Origin of the sequence: Tenacibaculum aiptasiae (genome assembly GCF_965221665.1) — a bacterium.
In the GTDB taxonomy this organism is placed as follows: Bacteria; Bacteroidota; Bacteroidia; order Flavobacteriales; family Flavobacteriaceae; genus Polaribacter; species Polaribacter aiptasiae.
Genome location: NZ_CBDCSN010000002.1, coordinates 1,320,961 through 1,340,809, shown reverse-complemented (window position 1 = coordinate 1,340,809; position 19,849 = coordinate 1,320,961). Strand labels below are relative to the sequence as shown.

The following is a 19,849-nucleotide window of genomic DNA, read 5'->3' as shown; positions in this document are numbered from 1 at the left end:
AAAAATCACCTCTTTCTATTTATATACTTCAAATATGATTTTAGTTTACTTTAAAACTCCATATTTGTCCAATTGATTTTGCTCCTGCATCATCAATTGTATTTACTTTCCAGTAATACGTTTTTCCACTAACAACAGTAACATCATGTGTGTTTGTTGTTAAAAGAGACCCGTCTTTTGTTTGCGGATCTGCATCTTCCCCAAAATATACATCATATTTTAATGTATCTCCTGTATTAGAATCTGCTCCTTTCCATTTTAAACTAACAGTAGTACCAGAAACCGAACTATCCATAGCTGGACTTGTTAATTCAGCTGTAAATGGAGCTACATTAACAACTCCTGTTCCTTTTGTATAAAAAGCGAATACTGAAGATACTTCTCCTGACTTACCTTTACTATCTGTAGCTGTAACACGCCAGTAAAAAGCTACTCCTTTGTCTAATGTAATAGAAACTTCTGAAGTACTTGCTGTTTGTGTTTTAACAATATTAGTCATATCTCTATTCTTAGAGATTTCAACCTTATATGTTATTGCATCACTATTAGGATCAGTAGCATCACTCCAATCAAAAGTGATCGTATTATCAATACATAATAAGTTTTCTGTAGGGAATACTAAATCTACTTTACTAGGAGCGTCATTAACTACTTCTCCTCCGCCTCCGCCTGAGCTACTTCCTCCTCCACAAGCAACGAATAATGGAATTGAAAATAATGCTATATTTTTTATTGCTTTTATCATTATTTTAAGATTTTAAAAGTATTTGTTTTATCTGTACCTATTTTTAAGATATAAATTCCAGATCTGAAGCTATCAAATGGAATTGATAATTCGTTTCCTTGTCTTTCCACTTTTTGATCTATTACTACTTTACCAGTAACATCGTAAACTAATACATCTAAACTAGATGGACTGTCAGAAGGTACTATTAAGTTAATAAAGTCTGTAACTGGATTCTTTCTTAAGAAAATATTATCAATTGAAGTTTTAAATACTCCTTCACAAGCTTTAGCTGTTTTAACCTCTATAATTCCACTTCCTTCTACTCTTAAGCTAAATGTTGATACGTTAAAGGTTTCTATTAAATTACCATTTAAATAAACGTTATAAGGAGCTGTTCCTGAGTTTACATTAAATGTATAATCTTTTGATTGATTGTTTTTTGCAACTTTTAAAGCAACTGGACTAGCTTCATCAATATTTATTTCAAAACATTGCTTGTAATCTCTATCATTTACTTTAACACAAACTTCGTAAGAACCTGGCTCTAAATCAGTGAATGTTAAACTAGAAGTTGTTAATTGTTTTGATTCGTTTTTACCTGAACCGTTTAATGTTACTGTATAACTAACAAAAGTTTGCTTAACATTTACTGTAATTTTTCCATCATTTTGATCAACACAAGTTTCTGATGTAGTTTCGATTGAAATGTTGTTTTGGTTTTCATAACTAGTATCACAAACGTCTCCTACTCCATCATTATTTCCATCTTTCTGATCTGGATTTGCTTTATTTATACAGTTATCCTTATCATCCATAACACCATCTCCATCTGTATCTTGACATGCATCTCCTGTTCCGTTACCATCTGAATCTTTTTGATCTGGGTTTGCAGTTGTAGGACAGTTATCATTAATATCTATAATTCCATCTCCGTCTGTATCTTGACATACATCTCCTATTCCGTTACCATCAGAATCTTTTTGATCAGCATTGGCAGTAGAAGGACAGTTATCAACACCATTTAAAACACCATCTCCATCATCATCTCCATTAGGGTCTGAAATAAACTTCCCTGAGAATACTCCTCTACCATACGTAGCAGCAAAAACTGTATTATCATCACGTAAATCTAAATCTAAAACTGGTACATTACTCATTCCATTGTATGATTGTGTCCACAATGGTGAAGCTGCGTTAAAGTTACTTGTTTTCCATACTCCTAAATCAGTACCAACAATTACTTCATTTGCACTAGATGGGTTTTGTAAAATTGCTTTTACTGGAATATCTGGTAAATTTCCTTCTTTACTTACCCAACTTGTTCCTCCATCAGCTGAATACCATATACTTTTTACACCGTAATTGTGCATAGTAACAAAAATTTCATTTTCTGACTTACCTAATTCGATATCAGAAACTGATCCTATAAAACCACTTCCTGTAATATTAGACCAAGTTCCATTACCTGTATTTGCATTTTCTACTTTTAATACTCTTCCGTTTTTAAGACCTACAAATAATGTAGTTGAAGTTGTAGTGTACGGAGATGCTTTAAATGCAGAAGGCTCTTGATTCATTAATGAATTAAACATTAATTCTTTAACAACCGCTCCTGATAAGATATTAGAGTATCTTCTAATTACATACCCAGCACCTTCTGAATAGTTTGAGTATAAAATATTTAAGTTAGAATCTAACTCTTCTTGATTGATAAAATCTCCTTTAGAAAGATTATCATCATTAATTGTTAATCTTTGATTTGTAGAATAATCAAATAAAACAATACTTTGATTATATACATAATTCGCAATGTGATACTTATCAGTTCCGTCTACATCAAAGAAACTAGCAGCTCCATCTCCTCCTAAAGTTCTAATTGAACTGTTTATTCCAGCTGAAGCATTCATAACTAATTGAGTTCCGTTATCTTGCGCTCCTGCTAAAAAGTATTCTTCACCTCCAAAAGCAGTTGTTGGAGCAACTCCAACTGTATAGAACTGTAATGTATTATAGTTTGCATTTCTTGCAGATATACTAACACCGGCATCGTTAGAAAAATAAACTCCTCCGTCATTACCAAACACCATTCTAGATGAAGATGCAAAAGCTAATCCATGGTGATCTGCGTGAACTAAAGATACCGATAAACCAGCTAAGTCGTTATTATTTGACCATTTAGATATTTGATCCCAAGTAGCACCTCCGTTAGTAGTTTTAAATAAATCAATACCTCCAACATAAACAGTATTTTCGTTGTTTGGATCTACTCTTATTAATAAATCATAGAATGACTGTCCTCTAGTAAAGTCATTTGCAGGAATACCGTTATCTACATCATCAGGTAATGGTAATTCACTAACACTTACAAAATCGTTAGTAGTTTTAAATATTTTTACTGGAGCTGTATTAGATCCACTTGTATCAAGTTGAGCAAGAATATATACTACTCCTGGGTTAGAAGCCGAAGTAGCTATTTCTGTTCTAAGACCATCAGGCACTGTATGTTTTACTGTAAAGTTAGTACCATCTGTAGATTTAAGGATTACTCCTCCTCCATCTCCAAAAGATGAACTTCTTGTTGTACTAACATAAATAGAGTTATCTGAACCTAATCTAATGTTATTTGGTTCGTAATTATTACCTGTACTTGTTCTAGGTAAATCTAACTTAGTGAAGTTAGCACCATCTGTAGATTTATAAACACCTATTGAATCTCCACCTAAAGATGTTGTTCCATGTCTATAAAATACATCTCCTACAGCAATATAAACTTCTGATGTACCTCCGTTATTACGAACAACTATATCGTTAATATGATGTATTCCTGAAACTGTTGCTACACCATTAACTACATCATAATTACCAGCAGTTAACGTAACATTAACTGTTTCAGTAGCTAAAGCTGCGATTAACGCATCTCCATCATTTTTACCTATCATTATAGATGGAATTGATACATTTGGCCCGTCTGAACCTGCTGCCATATTAAAAGGCGCAGTATCTTCATTATTTACAACAATAATAGCCTTAGCTCCTGCTTGTTGAACTTTTAATGCTTTTAAAGAAAAATTACATCCTCCTCTTCTAACTATAGCAATTTTCCCATTTAATTCTGCTGCATTAGTAACGTTATCACAAATATCATTAACATTAGTAGGAGTAATTGAAGAGTCTGAATTATCATCAGTTGCTAATACTATATCACTTGTTATAGGTGCATTAACAGGGCTTCCAAAAGCTTTAGATAAAACTGCAGCATAATCTTTTGCTAAACCAGCTGGAGTATTAACCGTTAACTTTACGTTATATTCAACTGTAGGACTTTGAATTGTTCTTCCTATAATTCTATTCCAAGTTGTTCCTCCATCTGTTGATTTCCATACACCATCTCCGTTAATCTCACCATTTACATAAGTTTCTCCAGTTCCTACATAAAAAATTTGTGAATTATTAGGATCTACAGCTATACATGAAACAGCTAAGTTTTCTGGTATACCAACACGTTCCCATTTATTAGTTGAAACAGAAATTTTTGTGTTTTTCCATAAACCTCCACTAACTCCTCCTGCAAATACAGTTTCATTAGTAGCATCATTAGGGTCAAATAATAAGGCTCTTGTTCTACCTCCAACATTATCTGGACCTCTTTCAACCCAAGGATTATCAGCCTCCCCTGGAACTTTTTGTCCAGCTCTCAATTTATTTAACTGATCTTGAATCTTGTATACATTTTCTTTATGCGTTTTACCAGTAATTGGACTTATTTCGCTTAAATATTTTTGTTCAAAGTAAGCATTTGGTGGTAAACCTTGTGCCTTTCTTTGTTTCTTTGGCAACTCACCTGTTTTTTGGTAAGGATGATTTTTTAAAAATTCTGCATGCTGTTTTCTTAGTTTCTCCACTTTGGATTCCTTCTTATCCAAAGACTTAAAAACAACACCGCCTAAAGCTACTACAAGTAGTAAGCTAAAAAAAAGTATTTTTTTATTCATAATAAAGTTATTAGTAACACATATAACAGGTATGGCTAGTTTTTCCCTACCGTTTTCTTAAAAAAAAGCTAATATATTGAATAATTTAACATAAAAACTGAACTTTAACAGTCGTTTAAACAACATTTCCTTTGATTTTTTGATACAATCTTATTGCAAAACCATCCGATAAACCAGATACATAGCTAGCTATTTGCATAATTCTATCATATAATTTTTCTCTTTCTTGTTGATACTCTTTAGGAAGTAAATTCAACACTAATTTATCATAGTTTGACTGGTTTCCTTTAAACTTATTGTTAAGAGCTGTAACAAATACGTCTAACAAATCAGCAATAATCTTATAACCTGCTACTTCTTTCTCTATCACTTCTTTACTACGATAAATTTTTTCAACACTAATTTTTATAATATCATTAATTTGTGCTTCAAACCTACATTTATCTAACAACGATTTATCAAACGTTCCATTTAATATCTCTTCTTCATTTTCTAAGAAAATATCAATTGCTTCGTTAATTAATACACCAATAGCTAAAGCTCTTAAATAACTTACTCTATCTTTTTTATGTTGAAGTGAGTGGTATTTTTTAATATCGATAGTATTTTTTACTAACTTAATCATATACTCTAAAGCATAGTCTTCATCTATTAACCCTAGATTTATTCCATCTTCAAAATCAATAATTGTATAACAAATATCGTCTGCAGCTTCTACTAAATACGCCAATGGATGTCGATAATATGACATTCCATCACTTTCTTTTTTCTTTAAACCTAAATCATTAGCTACATCTAAAAAGGCTTCTTTTTCTGATTGAAAAAAGCCATATTTTTTATCAACTATGTGCTTGGTTGGTTTTTTAGGTAAGCTTTCTTTTGGATACTTCATAAAAGCTCCTAAAGTAGCATAGGATAGTCGCAAACCTCCTTCTGTTCCTTGATTACTCTCTGTTAAGATTTTAAAACCATTTGCATTACCTTCAAAATCAATTATATCTTGATACTCTTTTTCTGTAAGTTTTTCTTTGTATTGAAGTCCTTTTCCTGTTTTAAAGTATTCTCCTATTGCTTTTTCTCCTGAATGCCCAAAAGGCGGATTTCCTATATCGTGCATTACAGAAGCTGCTGCCACAATTGCTCCAAAATCATTAAAAGTATATCCTAATTCTTTTAGATTTGGGTGTCTTTCTAATAATATCTTACCTACTCTACGACCAAGCGTTCTACCAACTACAGACACTTCTAAACTATGGGTTAACCTGGTATGTACAAAATCGGTTTTTGAAAGTGGAATTACCTGTGTTTTATCTTGAAGACTACGAAATGCTGATGAAAATATAATTCTATCAAAATCTACTTCAAAGCCTAGACGCGTCTCGTCTTGTTTTATTCGTTCTCGTTTTTGTGTATCACCAAAACGTTTTAAAGAAAGTAATTGTTCCCAGTTCATCATTTGAATAAAATTTTTTCGAAAATACTAAAAAAGAGAAGCCTTTCGACTTCTCTTTATCACTTTTAATTTAATCCTAGTGTTTAAGAACCACACATTAAACAATCGTCTGGTCCTTCTGCATTTTTAGAAGCATCTACCATTGCCTTAAATTCTTCTGGGCTCATTGGCTTATCTTCTTCTTTCTTTTCTATATTTAATGTGAATTGCTTCGCATTAACTGCCGATTTTGTACGTAAATAATACATTCCAGTTTTTAAACCAGACTTCCAAGCATAGAAATGCATTGATGTTAATTTTCCAAAATCAGGGTCTTTCATAAATAAGTTTAACGATTGAGATTGATCGATAAAATACCCTCTTTGACGAGCCATATCAATAATATCTTTCATACTCATTTCCCAAACAGTCTTATACAAGTCTTTTAAATCTTGTGGTATTACTTCAATATGTTGGATAGATCCATTAGCACGCATAATATCTTCCTTCATATTATTATCCCATAAATCTAACTCTACTAAATCTTCTAGTAAATGTTTGTTTACTACGATAAACTCTCCGGATAATACTCTACGTGTATAAATATTAGAAGTATACGGTTCAAAAGCTTCATTATTTCCTAAAATCTGCGATGTAGAAGCTGTTGGCATAGGTGCAACTAATAAAGAATTACGTACTCCATGTTTCTTAACTTCTTTACGTAAGGCTTTCCAATCCCAACGACCACTTAATTCATCATCATTAACTCCCCACATATTGTATTGGAATTCTCCTTGAGACATTGGTGATCCTTCATAAGTAGAGTATGCTCCTTTTACTTTTGCTACCTCCATAGATGAAGTTACCGAAGCAAAGTATAATGTTTCAAAAATTTCTTGATTTAATTTTTTTGCTTCATCCGATGTAAATGGCATACGTAACATAATAAAAGCATCTGCCAATCCTTGGATTCCTAATCCTACTGGACGGTGACGCATGTTTGAATTTTCTGCCTCTACTACTGGATAATAGTTACGATCAATTACTGTATCTAAGTTTCTAATTACTTTTTTAGTTACTTCAAATAATCTGTCGTGATCAAAGAATTTATTACCATTTTCATCCTCAGCAACAAACATTGGTATAGCTATCGATGCTAAGTTACATACAGCTACTTCATCTTCAGCTGTATACTCCATAATCTCTGTACATAAATTTGAAGAACGAATTGTTCCTAAATTCTTCTGGTTTGATTTACGGTTAGCAGCATCTTTATATAACATGTACGGAGTACCTGTTTCTATTTGAGACTCTAATATCTTTTCCCATAAATCACGAGCTTTAATGGTTTTTCTTCCTTTTCCAGCTTCCTCGTAGCTTGTATATAAACGCTCAAACTCTTCTCCATATGTATCATACAAGTGTGGACACTCGTGCGGACACATTAATGTCCAATCTCCATCTTCTTGTACTCTTTTCATGAATAAATCAGAAATCCACATTGCATAGAATAAATCACGTGCACGCATTTCTTCTTTACCATGATTCTTTTTTAAATCTAAGAAATCATAAATATCTGCATGCCAAGGCTCTAAATACATAGCAAAAGAACCTTTACGCTTTCCTCCTCCTTGATCTACATATCTAGCTGTATCGTTAAATACACGTAACATTGGAACGATACCATTTGATGTACCATTGGTTCCTGCTATATAACTTCCTGTAGCACGAATATTATGTATAGACAAACCAATACCTCCAGCAGATTGTGAAATTTTTGCTGTTTGTTTTAATGTATCATAAATACCGTCGATACTATCGTCTTGCATTTGTAGTAAAAAGCATGAAGACATTTGTGGTTTTGGTGTTCCAGCATTGAATAAGGTTGGCGTTGCATGAGTAAAATATTTTTTACTCATTAATTCGTATGTAGCAATAGCCTCATCAATATCTTCTTTATGAATTCCAATAGAAACACGCATTAACATTTGTTGTGGACGCTCAACAATGTTACCATTTAACTTTAACAAATATGATCTTTCTAAGGTTTTAAAACCGAAATAATCATAATTAAAATCACGACTATAAATAATAGTTGAGTCTAATTTATCAGCATTTTTCATGATGATTTCATATACATCATCTGCTAACAATGGTGCTTTATTTCCTGTACGAGGATTGATGTATTCATACAAATCAGTCATCGTATCAGAAAAAGATTTCTTTGTGTTTTTATGTAAGTTAGATACGGCTATTCTTGCAGCTAATTTTGCATAATCTGGGTGAGCTGTAGTCATAGTAGCAGCAATTTCAGCAGCTAAATTATCTAATTCAGAAGTAGTTACCCCATCATACAAACCTTCAATAACTCGCATTGCTACTTTTACTGGATCAACAATTTTGTTTAATCCATAACACATTTTTCTAACCCTCGCTGTGATTTTATCGAACATCACAGGCTCTTTTCTGCCGTCTCTTTTTACTACATACATATTCTTACTGGTTTTTAAATTTGTTAATAAAGTTACTATAGCACTATATAATAGTAACTCATGTTTGTTAAAATAATTTTGTTTCTTAGGGGAAACCTTATGGTGCAAAAGCACAAAATGTGCTTTTGCAAAAAATTACCGCATGTAGGGGTTAGCAGTATTTATATTTTATTAGAAATCAGCATCGAAACTGATATCTCCTGTACCTCCTGATGATACACCAGCTTTTTGGTACTCTGATACTCTTTTCTCAAAGAAGTTTGTCTTTCCTTCTAACGAAATCATTTCCATAAAATCGAATGGATTCGACACATTATATTCTTTTTCACAACCAAATTCTAATAATAACCTATCAGTTACATATTCTAAATACTGAGTCATTAACTTAGCATTCATACCAATTAAACTTACAGGTAAAGATTCTGTAATAAACTCTCTTTCAATAGAAAGAGCGTCTATAATTATTTCTCGAATACGCTCTTTTGGTACTTTATTAACTATATGGTGGTTATGTAAATGAACTGCAAAATCACAGTGCATTCCTTCATCTCTAGAAATTAACTCATTAGAAAACGTTAACCCTGGTAACAATCCTCTTTTCTTCAACCAGAAAATAGAACAAAATGAACCTGAAAAGAAAACACCTTCAACCGCTGCAAATGCAATTAATCTTTCTGCAAACGAATCAGATTCTATCCATTTTAATGCCCATTCAGCTTTTTTCTTGATTGCTGGAAAAACCTCTATAGCTTTAAATAATCTATCTTTTTCTTCCTCATCTTTTACATAAGTATCTATTAATAATGAATAAGTTTCTGAATGAATATTCTCCATCATTATCTGAAAACCGTAAAAAAACTTTGCCTCAGAATACTGAACTTCATTTACAAAGTTTTCTGCTAAGTTTTCGTTTACGATACCATCAGAAGCTGCAAAAAAGGCTAAAATATGTTTTATAAAGTAACGCTCATCGTCTGTCAATTTTTTATTCCAATCATTTAAATCGGAATGTAAATCGATTTCTTCGGCTGTCCAGAAACAAGCCTGCTGTTTTTTATACCATTCCCATAAATCATTATGTTGGATTGGAAAAATTACAAATCTATCTTTATTTTCCTGTAAAATTGGTTCAGTGACAGCCATTCTTTTTGAGCTAAATTTTATGTGTTATTTTGTCTTCTTGAGGGATAAAACAAAGATTCAAAAAATTGCTAAAAATTGAAAGCGATACTTATTCACAAATCCCTTGAAGTTTTTAACAAATTGACTTTTTTTCGAAAAAAAACGTCAATTTCTAATTTTTACAAAACACTTAAAAACAACAACTTAAAAACTTAAAAACAGCTTCCGTAGTGATAATCACTGAGTTTCTTATTTTGGTTTTTTCTATAAAAAAAGTGATGCTTTTTGCATCACTTTTAATTTTTATTTTTCAACTTTTAAAACGTCTTTTATAATTTGTTCTATCTGTTTTTGAGGGAGGGCTCCATGAGCCATTTGAGGCTCTTCTCCCATAGGACAAAATAACATTGATGGAATACTACGAATTCCAAACGCTGCTGATAATTCTTGTTGCTCTTCAGTGTTTATTTTATAAATATCTATTTTCCCTTCATATTCTTCACTTAATACTTCTAAAACTGGAGCTAATGCTTTACATGGCCCACACCAATCTGCATAAAAATCTATCAATGCTGGTTTATCTCCTTCAAATTTCCACTCTTTATTCTCTTCGTAATTGAACACTTTTTTAAAAAATGTTTCTTTTGTTAAGTTTTCTGTCATTATTGTAATTTTTCACTAATTCTTATTTAGTAATATTTTTAGGCATAAAAATAGTCGTTTTTATTTCTAAAGATTACACAAAACTTATTTAATGTTAAATTCATCTTAAAAAAACAAGGTTACCAATCATTTTCTTCTAACTTTGAAAGAATTAACTAATTATTTCATCATGAAAAAAATTCTTTTCCCTGTCCTTTGCGCCAGTGTAATACTAGTGTCCTGCAAAGAACAAAAACAAACCAAGAAAAATATTACTGTGAATTATCCTGAAACAACCAAAAAACCTGTTGTAGATGATTACTTCGGAACTAAAGTTACCGATAATTACCGTTGGCTAGAAGATGATCGTAGTCCAGAAACTGAAAACTGGGTAAAAGCCGAAAACGAGGTTACTTTCGATTACTTAAGCAAAATACCATACCGTACACAAATAAAAGATCGTTTATCTGAATTATGGAACTACGAAAAAGTAGGTACTCCTTTTAAAGAAGGAAACTATACTTATTTTTATAAAAATGATGGTTTACAAAACCAATACGTATTATATAGAAAAGATGATAATGGCAAAGAAGAAGTATTTTTAGACCCTAATACTTTTTCAAGTGACGGAACAACTTCTTTAGGTTCTGTTAATTTTTCTAAAAATGGTGATATTGTTGCTTACTCAATTTCTGAAGGTGGTAGCGATTGGAGAAAAATTATCGTTATGGATGCCAAAAACAAAGAAATTATTGGTGACACTTTAATTGATGTAAAGTTTTCTGGTATTGCTTGGAAAGGTAACGAAGGGTTTTATTACTCTAGTTACGACAAACCTAAAGGAAGTGAACTTTCAGCAAAAACAGATCAACATAAACTATATTATCATAAGTTAGGAACTAAACAAAATGAAGACGCTGTTATTTTTGGAGCTACTCCTGAAGAAAAAAATAGATATGTTGGTGGTTACTTAACTGAAGATGATAAATACTTAATTATCTCTGCATCAACTTCTACTTCTGGAAATAAATTATTTTTAAAAGACTTAAGTCAAGAAAACAGTAAACTAGTTACCGTTATAGATAATTACAAGAGTGATACTTATGTAATAGATAATCGTGATGACAAATTATATTTAGTTACCAATTTAAATGCTCCTAATAAAAAGGTAGTAACTGTTGATGCTAAAAACCCTACTCCAGAAAATTGGAAAGATTTTATTACTGAAACTGAAAATGTTTTATCTCCTTCTACCGGTGCTGGATATTTCTTTGCTGAATATATGGTAGATGCTGTCTCTAAAGTATTACAATATGATTTTGATGGAAAACTAATTCGTGAAGTTAAATTACCTGGTGTAGGTTCTTCTGGTGGTTTTGGAGGAAAAACTGACGCTAAAGAATTATACTTTTCTTTTACAAATTACAATACTCCAAGCTCTTCATATAAGTTTAATCCACAAGACGGTACTTATAAATTATATTGGAAACCAGCTATTTCTTTTAATTCTGATGATTATGAAAGTAAACAAGTTTTCTATACTTCAAAAGACGGAACTAAAGTACCTATGATTATTACCTATAAGAAAGGATTAGAATTAAATGGTAAAAATCCAACTATATTATATGGTTATGGTGGATTTAATGTTTCTTTAACTCCTTCTTTTAGCATTGCTAATGCAGTATGGATGGAACAAGGAGGTGTATATGCAGTACCTAACTTACGTGGTGGTGGTGAATATGGTAAAAAATGGCACAAAGCTGGAACTCAATTACAAAAACAAAATGTTTTTGATGATTTTATTGCTGCTGCTGAATACTTAATTAAAGAAAAATATACTGCTTCTGATTTCTTAGCAATTCGTGGAGGATCTAATGGAGGTTTATTAGTAGGTGCTACAATGACACAGCGTCCTGACTTAATGAAAGTTGCTTTACCAGCTGTAGGTGTATTAGATATGTTACGTTACCATACATTTACTGCAGGTGCTGGTTGGGCATATGACTACGGAACTGCAGAACAAAGTGAAGAAATGTTTAAATACTTAAAAGGATATTCTCCTGTACACAATGTTAAAAAAGAGGCATACCCTGCTACTATGGTAACTACAGGAGACCACGACGACCGTGTTGTTCCTGCTCATAGTTTCAAATTTGCTGCAGAATTACAAGAAAAACAACAAGGAAATAACCCTGTATTAATTCGTATTGAAACTAATGCTGGTCATGGTGCTGGAACTCCAGTTGCAAAAACCATAGAACAATACGCTGATATATTTGGTTTTACATTATTTAACATGGGATTTGATCAATTACCAAACCCTCCAAAATCAAAAATTAAGAGCTAAACTGTAACATTTTTTACATTTAGTATTCTTATATGAGTAAACTAACTAACTATGATGTTTATTTCTATAAAGAAAAAAGAACCTTTTATCTCTGATAAAAATGTTTTAAAAGCCTTTAACAAGATAGAAAACATACTATCTGTTTTAGAAACTCTTCCTTTATCAGATTCTACTATTTCTCAAATAAATAAAGATTTAGAAGAAATAAACAGATTTGAAGGAAAATTAAAAAAGTATAGAAATAAACTCATAGTTAAAAATCATAATATTCTCGAGCTTGTAAGAAAAAATCATGGCTACGTTCATGAAAAATACTATCAAAATCAATGGATGGTTTTAGGAATGAGTCTCTTTGGTATTTCTTTTGGATCCATGTTTGGAATGTTATTAGGTAATATTGCTCTACTAGGTATAGGTTTACCTTTTGGTATGCTACTAGGTATTGCAATTGGGAAAGAAAAAGACAAAAAAGCGAAACAAGAAGGAAAACAATTAAAAATCACTTGTAATTAAATCAATCAAATTATATACAATGAAAACCATTCACAAAATGCTGTTTACTACTGCTGTCGCTTCTTTAGCAATTGCATCGTGTAAAACAGATAAAAAAACGGATAAGCAACCTGAAGAAAAAGTACAGGGAATTATCTTAGAAAATATGGATACCTCTGTAAAACCTACAGACGATTTCTTTAGATATGTAAACGGGGCTTGGTTGGATAAAACTGAAATCCCTGCCGACAGAACTTCTTGGGGAGGTTTTGGAGAGCTTCGTAAAAAAACAGATGCAGATGTATTAGCCATCTTAAACAAAGCCATCGAAGAAGGAAACTTTCCTAAAATAAAAGATTCTGAAGGAAACGAAATTGATTCTGACCAAGAAAAAGCTGTAAATTACTACGAAACTATTATGGATACCGTTGCCAGAAACAAATCTGGTAAAGAACCTTTAAAACCTTTCCTTAAAAAAATTGAGGAGATTAAAGATTTAAATGGTGTTCAAGATTTTATTACTAACATGGCTCCTTATGGAGGTGGTGGTTTCTATGGATTTGGAGTTTTCAATGACCTTAAAAACAGTAGCATGAATGCTGGTTATATGGGTGCTGGTGGACTTGGTTTATCAAGAGACTACTATGTAGATGATAAAGTAAAAGATAAGCTTGAAAAATATCAAGAATTTGTAGCTAAAATGTTACAAGAATTTGGTGATGATGAAGCTACTGCAAAGAAAAACGCTGAAACTATTGTTGGTTTTGAAAAAAGCTTAGCAGAACCAATGATGACTAAAGAAGAGCGTAGAGATACTCGTAAAATGTATAACCCAATGACTATTGAAGAGTTAACTACGTTAGCTCCAACAATTGATTGGGCTGCTCACTTAAAAGGAATTGGTGTTGATAACATTGATAAAGTAATTGTTACTGATCCTGGATATTTCAAAGCAATGAGTGAAATTCTTAAAACTCGTCCAGTAGAAGATATTAAATTATTATTACGTTGGAATGCAATTAATAACTCATTAGGATTATTATCTACTGACTTAGAAAAAGCTAACTGGGAGTTTTACAGCAAAGAAATGCGTGGTGCTAAAAAGCAACGTCCAAGAGACGAGCGCGCTTTAGGTAACTTAAATGGAGCTATTGGAGAAGCTTTAGGTAAATTATATGTTGATGCTAAATTCCCACCAGAAGCTAAGAAAAAAGCTAAGGAAATGATTGACAATGTAATGTTAGGTTTTGAAAAACGTATTGCTCAATTACCTTGGATGAGCGAAGAAACTAAGAAAAAAGCCTTAGAAAAATTACATAAATTAACTGTTAAGATTGCTTACCCAGATAAATGGAAAGATTATTCTGCTTTACAAGTTAAAGGTTTAAAAAACGGAGGTACTTATTTTGACAATGCTATTAATGTCTCTAAGTGGAACTTTGATAAAAACATGGCTAAATTAGGTAAAGAAGTAGATAGAACTGAATGGGGAATGTCTCCACAAACAGTAAATGCTTACTTTAACCCTGTAAATAACGAAATCGTATTCCCAGCGGCAATTTTACAACCACCTTTCTACAACTATAAAGCTGATGAAGCTGTAAACTATGGTGGAATTGGAGCTGTTATTGGTCACGAAATTTCACATAGTTTTGATGATTCTGGTGCTCGTTTTGACGGTGATGGAAACCTTAAAAATTGGTGGACTGAAGAAGATTCTAAAAAGTTTAAAGACGTTGGAAGTAAATTAGTTAAACAATACAGTGATATTATTGCTATTGATAGTATGCATTTAAATGGTGAGTATACTTTAGGTGAAAACATTGGTGATTTAGGTGGTGTTCAAGCTGCTTATGAAGGATTAAAAGTATTCTTAGAAAAGAATGGTCGTCCTGATGATATTGATGGTTTCTCTCCTGAACAACGTTTCTTCCTTTCTTGGGGTACTATTTGGAGAACTAAAATGCGTGATGAGGCTTTAAAGAATTTAATCATGACAAATACACATGCTCCAGGTCAATATAGAGCTTATATGCCTCTTAAAAACGTTGACGCTTTCTATGAAGCATTTGATGTAAAAGAAGGTGATAAAATGTATTTAAAACCTGAAGAAAGAGTTAGAATCTGGTAATAAAGATTTTTTCTTTTGATCAAATACAAAAACCGATGCAAAAGCATCGGTTTTTTTTATATAAAAAATAGAGTTCATTATTTTTGCAGCTATGCTAAAAGTTAATAACATCTCTTTTTCATATTCTGATGAAAAATCAACCTTAAAAAACATTAATTTCTCCTTAGAAAAAGGCGAACATTTATGTATTATGGGCGAAAGTGGTTGTGGAAAATCTACTTTACTAAAAGCTATCTACGGTTTATTAGATTTAAATGAAGGTACACTTTACTGGAATGATACTCAAATTTTAGGACCAGCTCATCATTTGGTACCAGGAATGGATTTTTTTAAGTACGTAGCTCAAGATTTTGATCTAATGCCTTTTATTTCTGTAAGTGAAAATATTAAAAAATTTCTTTCTCGTTTTTACCCTGAAGAAGCAGAAAAAAGAACACAAGAACTCCTTGATGTTATAGAAATGACTTCGTTTGCTAACGAAAAAGTAAAAAATTTAAGTGGAGGTCAACAACAACGAGTTGCCATAGCTAGAGCAATAGCTAAACAACCTGAATTACTTCTTTTAGATGAACCCTTTAGCCAAATAGACAACTTTAAAAAGAATTCTCTACGGAGGAAGTTATTTGCTTATTTAAAAGCAAATAATATTTCTTGTATCGTTGCAACGCATGACGGTAACGACGCTTTATCTTTTGCTGATAAAATGATTGTAATAAAAGATCATAAAGTTATCGCTAATGATACACCTGCTAGTTTATACAAAGGATTAAAACAAAAATATATTGCTTCTTTATTTGATGATGTAAATGAGTTTTTTTTGAACGAAAAACAAGTTTTATTATATCCTCATCAAATACAAGTTGTTGAATATTCTAACAATAAAGCTATTGTTAAAAAAGCATATTTTAAAGGATATTATTGGCTTATAGAAGCATTTTACAATAACCAAACAATTTTCTTCAACCATCACTCAATTATAGATACAAAAAAAACAGTTTCATTAGCGTTCAATGAAACTGTTTAAACCAATAATAACTATCTCATAATTATTACTCAACTATTTTAAATAACTTTATATCTATAGAAAAATACACTCCTACCAGTCTAAACACTAAAAAATGATAAAAGTGTACTATAAAACTTCTTTTCCTATGAAGGGTAGCAACCTTTCCTATACTAAAACCGTTTTAATTTATTTTACCCTACTTTTTATTTAAAAAATTTCCTTTATTGTTTGTTTATTACCATTAAACACAAAAGATTCTGTTGCTTTTTTCCCTAGTAATAAACGTCCTATTGGTGAAGAAACTGAAACTGAAAAATAAACTTTATCTGCTACTTTTAATTGTCCAGAACTAATACTTAAAAAATACGCGTTTTTATCCGTTATAACTACATTTCCTAAGTGAACCACATCTGTTACCCTTTCTAAATTAATTTTAGAAAGCGTTTCTTTCATTTTTTCAACTCCACTAAGTTGCTGACTTGCTTTTTCCATTTCTAACTGCAACATTGCTCTACCTGTTTCATGTTTATCTCCAGCTGAGCTTTTTGTTTCAGATTGTAATGCTTTTTTATTAGATGAAATTATTTCTTCAATTGTTTTCATCCGTTTATTTACATAAGCAACACATTGCTTAAATAATTCTTCTTTTATATTCATACCAAATCTGCTAATTCTTTTCCAACCAAGCTACCTATAGCAACTCCCATTCCTCCTAAACGAACACCACAAAAAACATTATTAGATAACTGTTTCACAATAGCCTTTTTTTGATTTCCAACTCCCATAATACCGCTCCACCTGTGATCTATTTCAAAATTATTATTGGGTAAAATTATTGTTTTTAAAATCTCTTCTAATTTATTTTGAATTAACTCTGTTTGTCCAAACTCTACCGTTTCCTCTGCTTTAAAATCTAAATTCCTTCCTCCTCCAAACAATATTCTATTATCAATATTTCTAAAATAATAATATCCTTTATCTAAATGAAAAGTTCCTTTAATGTGAAGGTTTTTAATCGGTTTCGTAATTAAAACTTGTGCTCTAGCTGGTTGTACATCTTCGTTAAGCAATTGTTTTGCAAAACCATTGGTAGCAATGAATATTTTTTTAGTTGTAAATTCTATCTGTTTTGTTTTAACAACTATACTTCCGTTAAGTTCAATATAATTTTCAACAGCTATATTATTTATAATTTTGATTCCAAACGATTGAGCTAAATTTAATAAACTAGCAGCCATTTTACCTGTATCGATCTGACCTTCAAATTCATTTACAATATAATTCCCATGAATGTTATTAAAACCAAAAATGTTTTCGTTAACATGAAAAACATCTGATTTAAATAAAGGTTTTAACAATTCATTTATTTTCTCTTTTTTACTTAAACAGTCTTCAAAAAAAGCATCATCTTGAAATAATTCATATCCTTTATTTTGTTGAAAATCGATGTTTTTGTCTCCTAAATTCTTTTTCAACAACTCTAACCCTTCCCATCTTTTCTTTACTAAATTAAAAACCTCTTCTTCAGTATGCGTATTTAAGTCATCTATTAATTCAGATAAACTTCCAAAACAAGCAAATCCAGCATTTTTAGTACTAGCCCCTTGAGGTAAAGTTCCTTTTTCTAAAATTAAAATCTTCGATTTCGGGTGTTTTTTCTTTAATTCTAACGCACAATTTAATCCGACAATTCCACTACCTACTACTGTAAAATCAACATTAGTAAACCACTCCTTAAGCTCCCAATAACTGTAATTCAACATCTTAAAAATATAAATATATTTGTACCTTGGCACACTACTTGAATGTCTAAAATTAAACAATAAAATAGTAATCCTATGAAATTATTCGGAATCTTAATATTAGCTTTTACATTTACTCAATGTGCAAGTATGAAAATGGATAGTAATCCTCCTTTTTCGGTAAAATCGGCAACATATACTCATATAACTGGTGGTTTACCAGGAAACAATACTCTTAATTTAATAATTGAATTTACTTCGGAAGATTCAGTTAATTTTGAAAAAGTTTTCTTTCAAAATAGATCTACAAAAGCTGTAATTGAAAAAAAACAAAATAAACAATACATAGCTGCTCGTTATAATACCTCATCAGATCAAGACAGAAAAGATTTAGTATTACACGCTAACCCTAAAGAAGAACATGGAAATACAGCGAATACAAAAAGTGAAAAAGATTTTCCTTTTAAATTAAAAGAAAATGAAGCTATAATTACTTATAAAATAGGTAATAAAACGCATTATTATAAGATAGAAAATATCAAAAAAGGAGAAAAAGTTTTTATGCCCTCTGTAAAACCTCAAAACTAAAATAAAAAACACCTCAATTGAGGTGTTTTTTATTTTTGGCACGTAATTTGGAAACACATAAGCATAACCATTAAATGAAAGCTTATGAAACGTATAAAATTACTATTCTTATTTATAGCAACAAGTGTTACGTTAACATCTTGTCTTGTACAAAATGAAATAATTGATGATGCTTCTTCATTAAACCAATATATTTCTAGTTACGATTTATGGTACATTGATTATCATAGAACAACTGGTACAGGAGATGTTCCTTTTCTTTCAAAAGCATTTACAGTATCGTTTTTAAATGGAACAATGTATGCTAATAACAATATTGCCGATATAGGTAAAACAGGAAATGGTTTAGGAATTATAGTTGGAAGATATGATGCTTTTGGAACAGTTTTAGAAACATATCATAATTTAGATGGTAATTATGATTTTAATGTAGTTCAATTATCAAGTAATGAGATAAGAATTGACGATTTATCACAAAACGTTAGTTATTACCTAATTGGTTACCAAAGAAATAATTTTGATTACGATAAATTATTTTATGAAAATATAGAATACTTTTTACAGGAATATACTGCTTGGGAAAGAATAGATGCAAAAGGAGGAACTCCAAATGCATTTGATGATGAGCATTTTTTACAGTTTACTCCTGAAAACAATGTAACATTTTACTCGTCTCACGATCCTTTTGGCACGAATATTGATGATATAAAATGGGACTATGTAGGGGGGTATGAAGTAGCCAATATTTCAGGACATGAGAACCTAAAATTTTTAACACTTAATTATGATGGTGGAGATACTGAAAGGTTTGAATTAAGCGTTATAAATGATGAAACGATAGAGTTGTTTCACTTAAGTTCAAAAACAACGTACACTTTTTCTGGTAAAGGATTTGTACAATATTTAAAAGGTAAAAACAAAAGTACTGCAAAGTCTACCGTAAGGAATAGTGGTAGAAAACGTACTAAAATACAACGAAAGACAGTTGATAGAAAATATTTAAAATAAAGTTTGGTTAGTTGATTTTTGGTTGGTGTAGTTACCAACTAAAAGGAACCGCCCCCACAAAGGGGCGGTTTTTATTTTTATAAACTTTTTGTTAAGTATCTTTATAAAGGTTTTATTTTTTAGTTGAA

14 protein-coding genes are annotated in these 19,849 nt (G+C 31.1%); 6 read left to right on the top strand and 8 right to left on the bottom strand.

Going from position 1 to position 19,849, the window contains the following annotated elements:
- Positions 1–40 precede the first annotated feature (40 nt).
- The 6 genes from ACOQN8_RS06410 to trxA form a co-directional block, all read right to left on the bottom strand.
- On the bottom strand, positions 41–745 hold the full coding sequence (locus ACOQN8_RS06410) for a fibronectin type III domain-containing protein (RefSeq protein WP_420552060.1): 705 nt from the start codon (positions 743–745) through the stop codon (positions 41–43).
- Positions 745–4,719 (bottom strand): thrombospondin type 3 repeat-containing protein, encoded by a 3,975-nt coding sequence (locus tag ACOQN8_RS06405; RefSeq protein ID WP_420552059.1) that lies wholly within the window; start codon positions 4,717–4,719, stop codon positions 745–747. The genes ACOQN8_RS06410 and ACOQN8_RS06405 overlap by 1 nt, the downstream gene beginning before the upstream one ends.
- A gap of 115 nt (positions 4,720–4,834) precedes the next feature.
- Positions 4,835–6,172, bottom strand: coding sequence for a deoxyguanosinetriphosphate triphosphohydrolase (locus ACOQN8_RS06400; RefSeq protein WP_420552812.1), 1,338 nt, complete (start codon positions 6,170–6,172; stop codon positions 4,835–4,837).
- 83 nt (positions 6,173–6,255) lie between these two features.
- The gene (locus ACOQN8_RS06395; RefSeq protein WP_420552058.1) at positions 6,256–8,643 is read right to left on the bottom strand and encodes a ribonucleoside-diphosphate reductase subunit alpha; all 2,388 of its coding nucleotides are present in this window, start codon (positions 8,641–8,643) and stop codon (positions 6,256–6,258) included.
- Positions 8,644–8,814: 171 nt separating this feature from the next.
- The gene (locus tag ACOQN8_RS06390; protein ID WP_150898006.1) at positions 8,815–9,786 is read right to left on the bottom strand and encodes a ribonucleotide-diphosphate reductase subunit beta; all 972 of its coding nucleotides are present in this window, start codon (positions 9,784–9,786) and stop codon (positions 8,815–8,817) included.
- A gap of 282 nt (positions 9,787–10,068) precedes the next feature.
- The gene (gene trxA / locus ACOQN8_RS06385) at positions 10,069–10,428 is read right to left on the bottom strand and encodes a thioredoxin (protein ID WP_420552057.1); all 360 of its coding nucleotides are present in this window, start codon (positions 10,426–10,428) and stop codon (positions 10,069–10,071) included.
- Between the two features lie 169 nt (positions 10,429–10,597).
- Here trxA and ACOQN8_RS06380 point away from each other — a divergent pair, with 169 nt between their 5' ends.
- The 4 genes from ACOQN8_RS06380 (at position 10,598) to ACOQN8_RS06365 (ending at position 16,401) form a co-directional block, all read left to right on the top strand.
- Positions 10,598–12,754 (top strand): prolyl oligopeptidase family serine peptidase, encoded by a 2,157-nt coding sequence (locus tag ACOQN8_RS06380; RefSeq protein WP_420552056.1) that lies wholly within the window; start codon positions 10,598–10,600, stop codon positions 12,752–12,754.
- Between the two features lie 51 nt (positions 12,755–12,805).
- On the top strand, positions 12,806–13,267 hold the full coding sequence (locus ACOQN8_RS06375) for a hypothetical protein (RefSeq protein ID WP_420552055.1): 462 nt from the start codon (positions 12,806–12,808) through the stop codon (positions 13,265–13,267).
- 19 nt (positions 13,268–13,286) lie between these two features.
- Positions 13,287–15,377, top strand: a complete 2,091-nt coding sequence (locus ACOQN8_RS06370; RefSeq protein ID WP_420552054.1) for a M13 family metallopeptidase — start codon at positions 13,287–13,289, stop codon at positions 15,375–15,377.
- A gap of 91 nt (positions 15,378–15,468) precedes the next feature.
- A complete protein-coding gene (locus ACOQN8_RS06365; RefSeq protein WP_420552053.1) occupies positions 15,469–16,401 on the top strand; it encodes an ABC transporter ATP-binding protein in 933 nt (310 codons plus the stop codon).
- A gap of 189 nt (positions 16,402–16,590) precedes the next feature.
- On the opposite strand, the gene ACOQN8_RS06360 is transcribed toward ACOQN8_RS06365, so the two are convergent.
- Both ACOQN8_RS06360 and ACOQN8_RS06355 read right to left on the bottom strand, forming a co-directional pair.
- Complete coding sequence (locus tag ACOQN8_RS06360) at positions 16,591–17,040, bottom strand: 3-oxoacyl-ACP synthase (RefSeq protein ID WP_420552052.1); 450 nt, start codon at positions 17,038–17,040, stop codon at positions 16,591–16,593.
- Positions 17,037–18,143 (bottom strand): NAD(P)/FAD-dependent oxidoreductase, encoded by a 1,107-nt coding sequence (locus tag ACOQN8_RS06355; protein ID WP_420552811.1) that lies wholly within the window; start codon positions 18,141–18,143, stop codon positions 17,037–17,039. The genes ACOQN8_RS06360 and ACOQN8_RS06355 overlap by 4 nt, the downstream gene beginning before the upstream one ends.
- 78 nt (positions 18,144–18,221) lie before the next feature.
- Between ACOQN8_RS06355 and ACOQN8_RS06350 the strand changes: the two genes are divergently transcribed.
- Positions 18,222–18,713, top strand: a complete 492-nt coding sequence (locus tag ACOQN8_RS06350; RefSeq protein WP_420552051.1) for a hypothetical protein — start codon at positions 18,222–18,224, stop codon at positions 18,711–18,713.
- A gap of 84 nt (positions 18,714–18,797) precedes the next feature.
- A complete protein-coding gene (locus ACOQN8_RS06345) occupies positions 18,798–19,721 on the top strand; it encodes a hypothetical protein (RefSeq protein WP_420552050.1) in 924 nt (307 codons plus the stop codon).
- The last annotated feature ends 128 nt before the right edge of the window (positions 19,722–19,849 follow it).

Excerpts from the sequence above, each read along its gene's own strand:
- ACOQN8_RS06410 (WP_420552060.1), bottom strand. The coding sequence starts at position 745 with ATGATAAAAGCAATAAAAAATATAGCATTATTTTCAATTCCATTATTC.
- ACOQN8_RS06405 (WP_420552059.1), bottom strand. The coding sequence starts at position 4,719 with ATGAATAAAAAAATACTTTTTTTTAGCTTACTACTTGTAGTAGCTTTA.
- ACOQN8_RS06400 (WP_420552812.1), bottom strand. The coding sequence starts at position 6,172 with ATGAACTGGGAACAATTACTTTCTTTAAAACGTTTTGGTGATACACAA.
- ACOQN8_RS06395 (WP_420552058.1), bottom strand. The coding sequence starts at position 8,643 with ATGTATGTAGTAAAAAGAGACGGCAGAAAAGAGCCTGTGATGTTCGAT.
- ACOQN8_RS06390 (WP_150898006.1), bottom strand. The coding sequence starts at position 9,786 with ATGGCTGTCACTGAACCAATTTTACAGGAAAATAAAGATAGATTTGTA.
- trxA (WP_420552057.1), bottom strand. The coding sequence starts at position 10,428 with ATGACAGAAAACTTAACAAAAGAAACATTTTTTAAAAAAGTGTTCAAT.
- ACOQN8_RS06380 (WP_420552056.1), top strand. The coding sequence starts at position 10,598 with ATGAAAAAAATTCTTTTCCCTGTCCTTTGCGCCAGTGTAATACTAGTG.
- ACOQN8_RS06375 (WP_420552055.1), top strand. The coding sequence starts at position 12,806 with ATGATGTTTATTTCTATAAAGAAAAAAGAACCTTTTATCTCTGATAAA.
- ACOQN8_RS06370 (WP_420552054.1), top strand. The coding sequence starts at position 13,287 with ATGAAAACCATTCACAAAATGCTGTTTACTACTGCTGTCGCTTCTTTA.
- ACOQN8_RS06365 (WP_420552053.1), top strand. The coding sequence starts at position 15,469 with ATGCTAAAAGTTAATAACATCTCTTTTTCATATTCTGATGAAAAATCA.
- ACOQN8_RS06360 (WP_420552052.1), bottom strand. The coding sequence starts at position 17,040 with ATGAATATAAAAGAAGAATTATTTAAGCAATGTGTTGCTTATGTAAAT.
- ACOQN8_RS06350 (WP_420552051.1), top strand. The coding sequence starts at position 18,222 with ATGAAATTATTCGGAATCTTAATATTAGCTTTTACATTTACTCAATGT.
- ACOQN8_RS06345 (WP_420552050.1), top strand. The coding sequence starts at position 18,798 with ATGAAACGTATAAAATTACTATTCTTATTTATAGCAACAAGTGTTACG.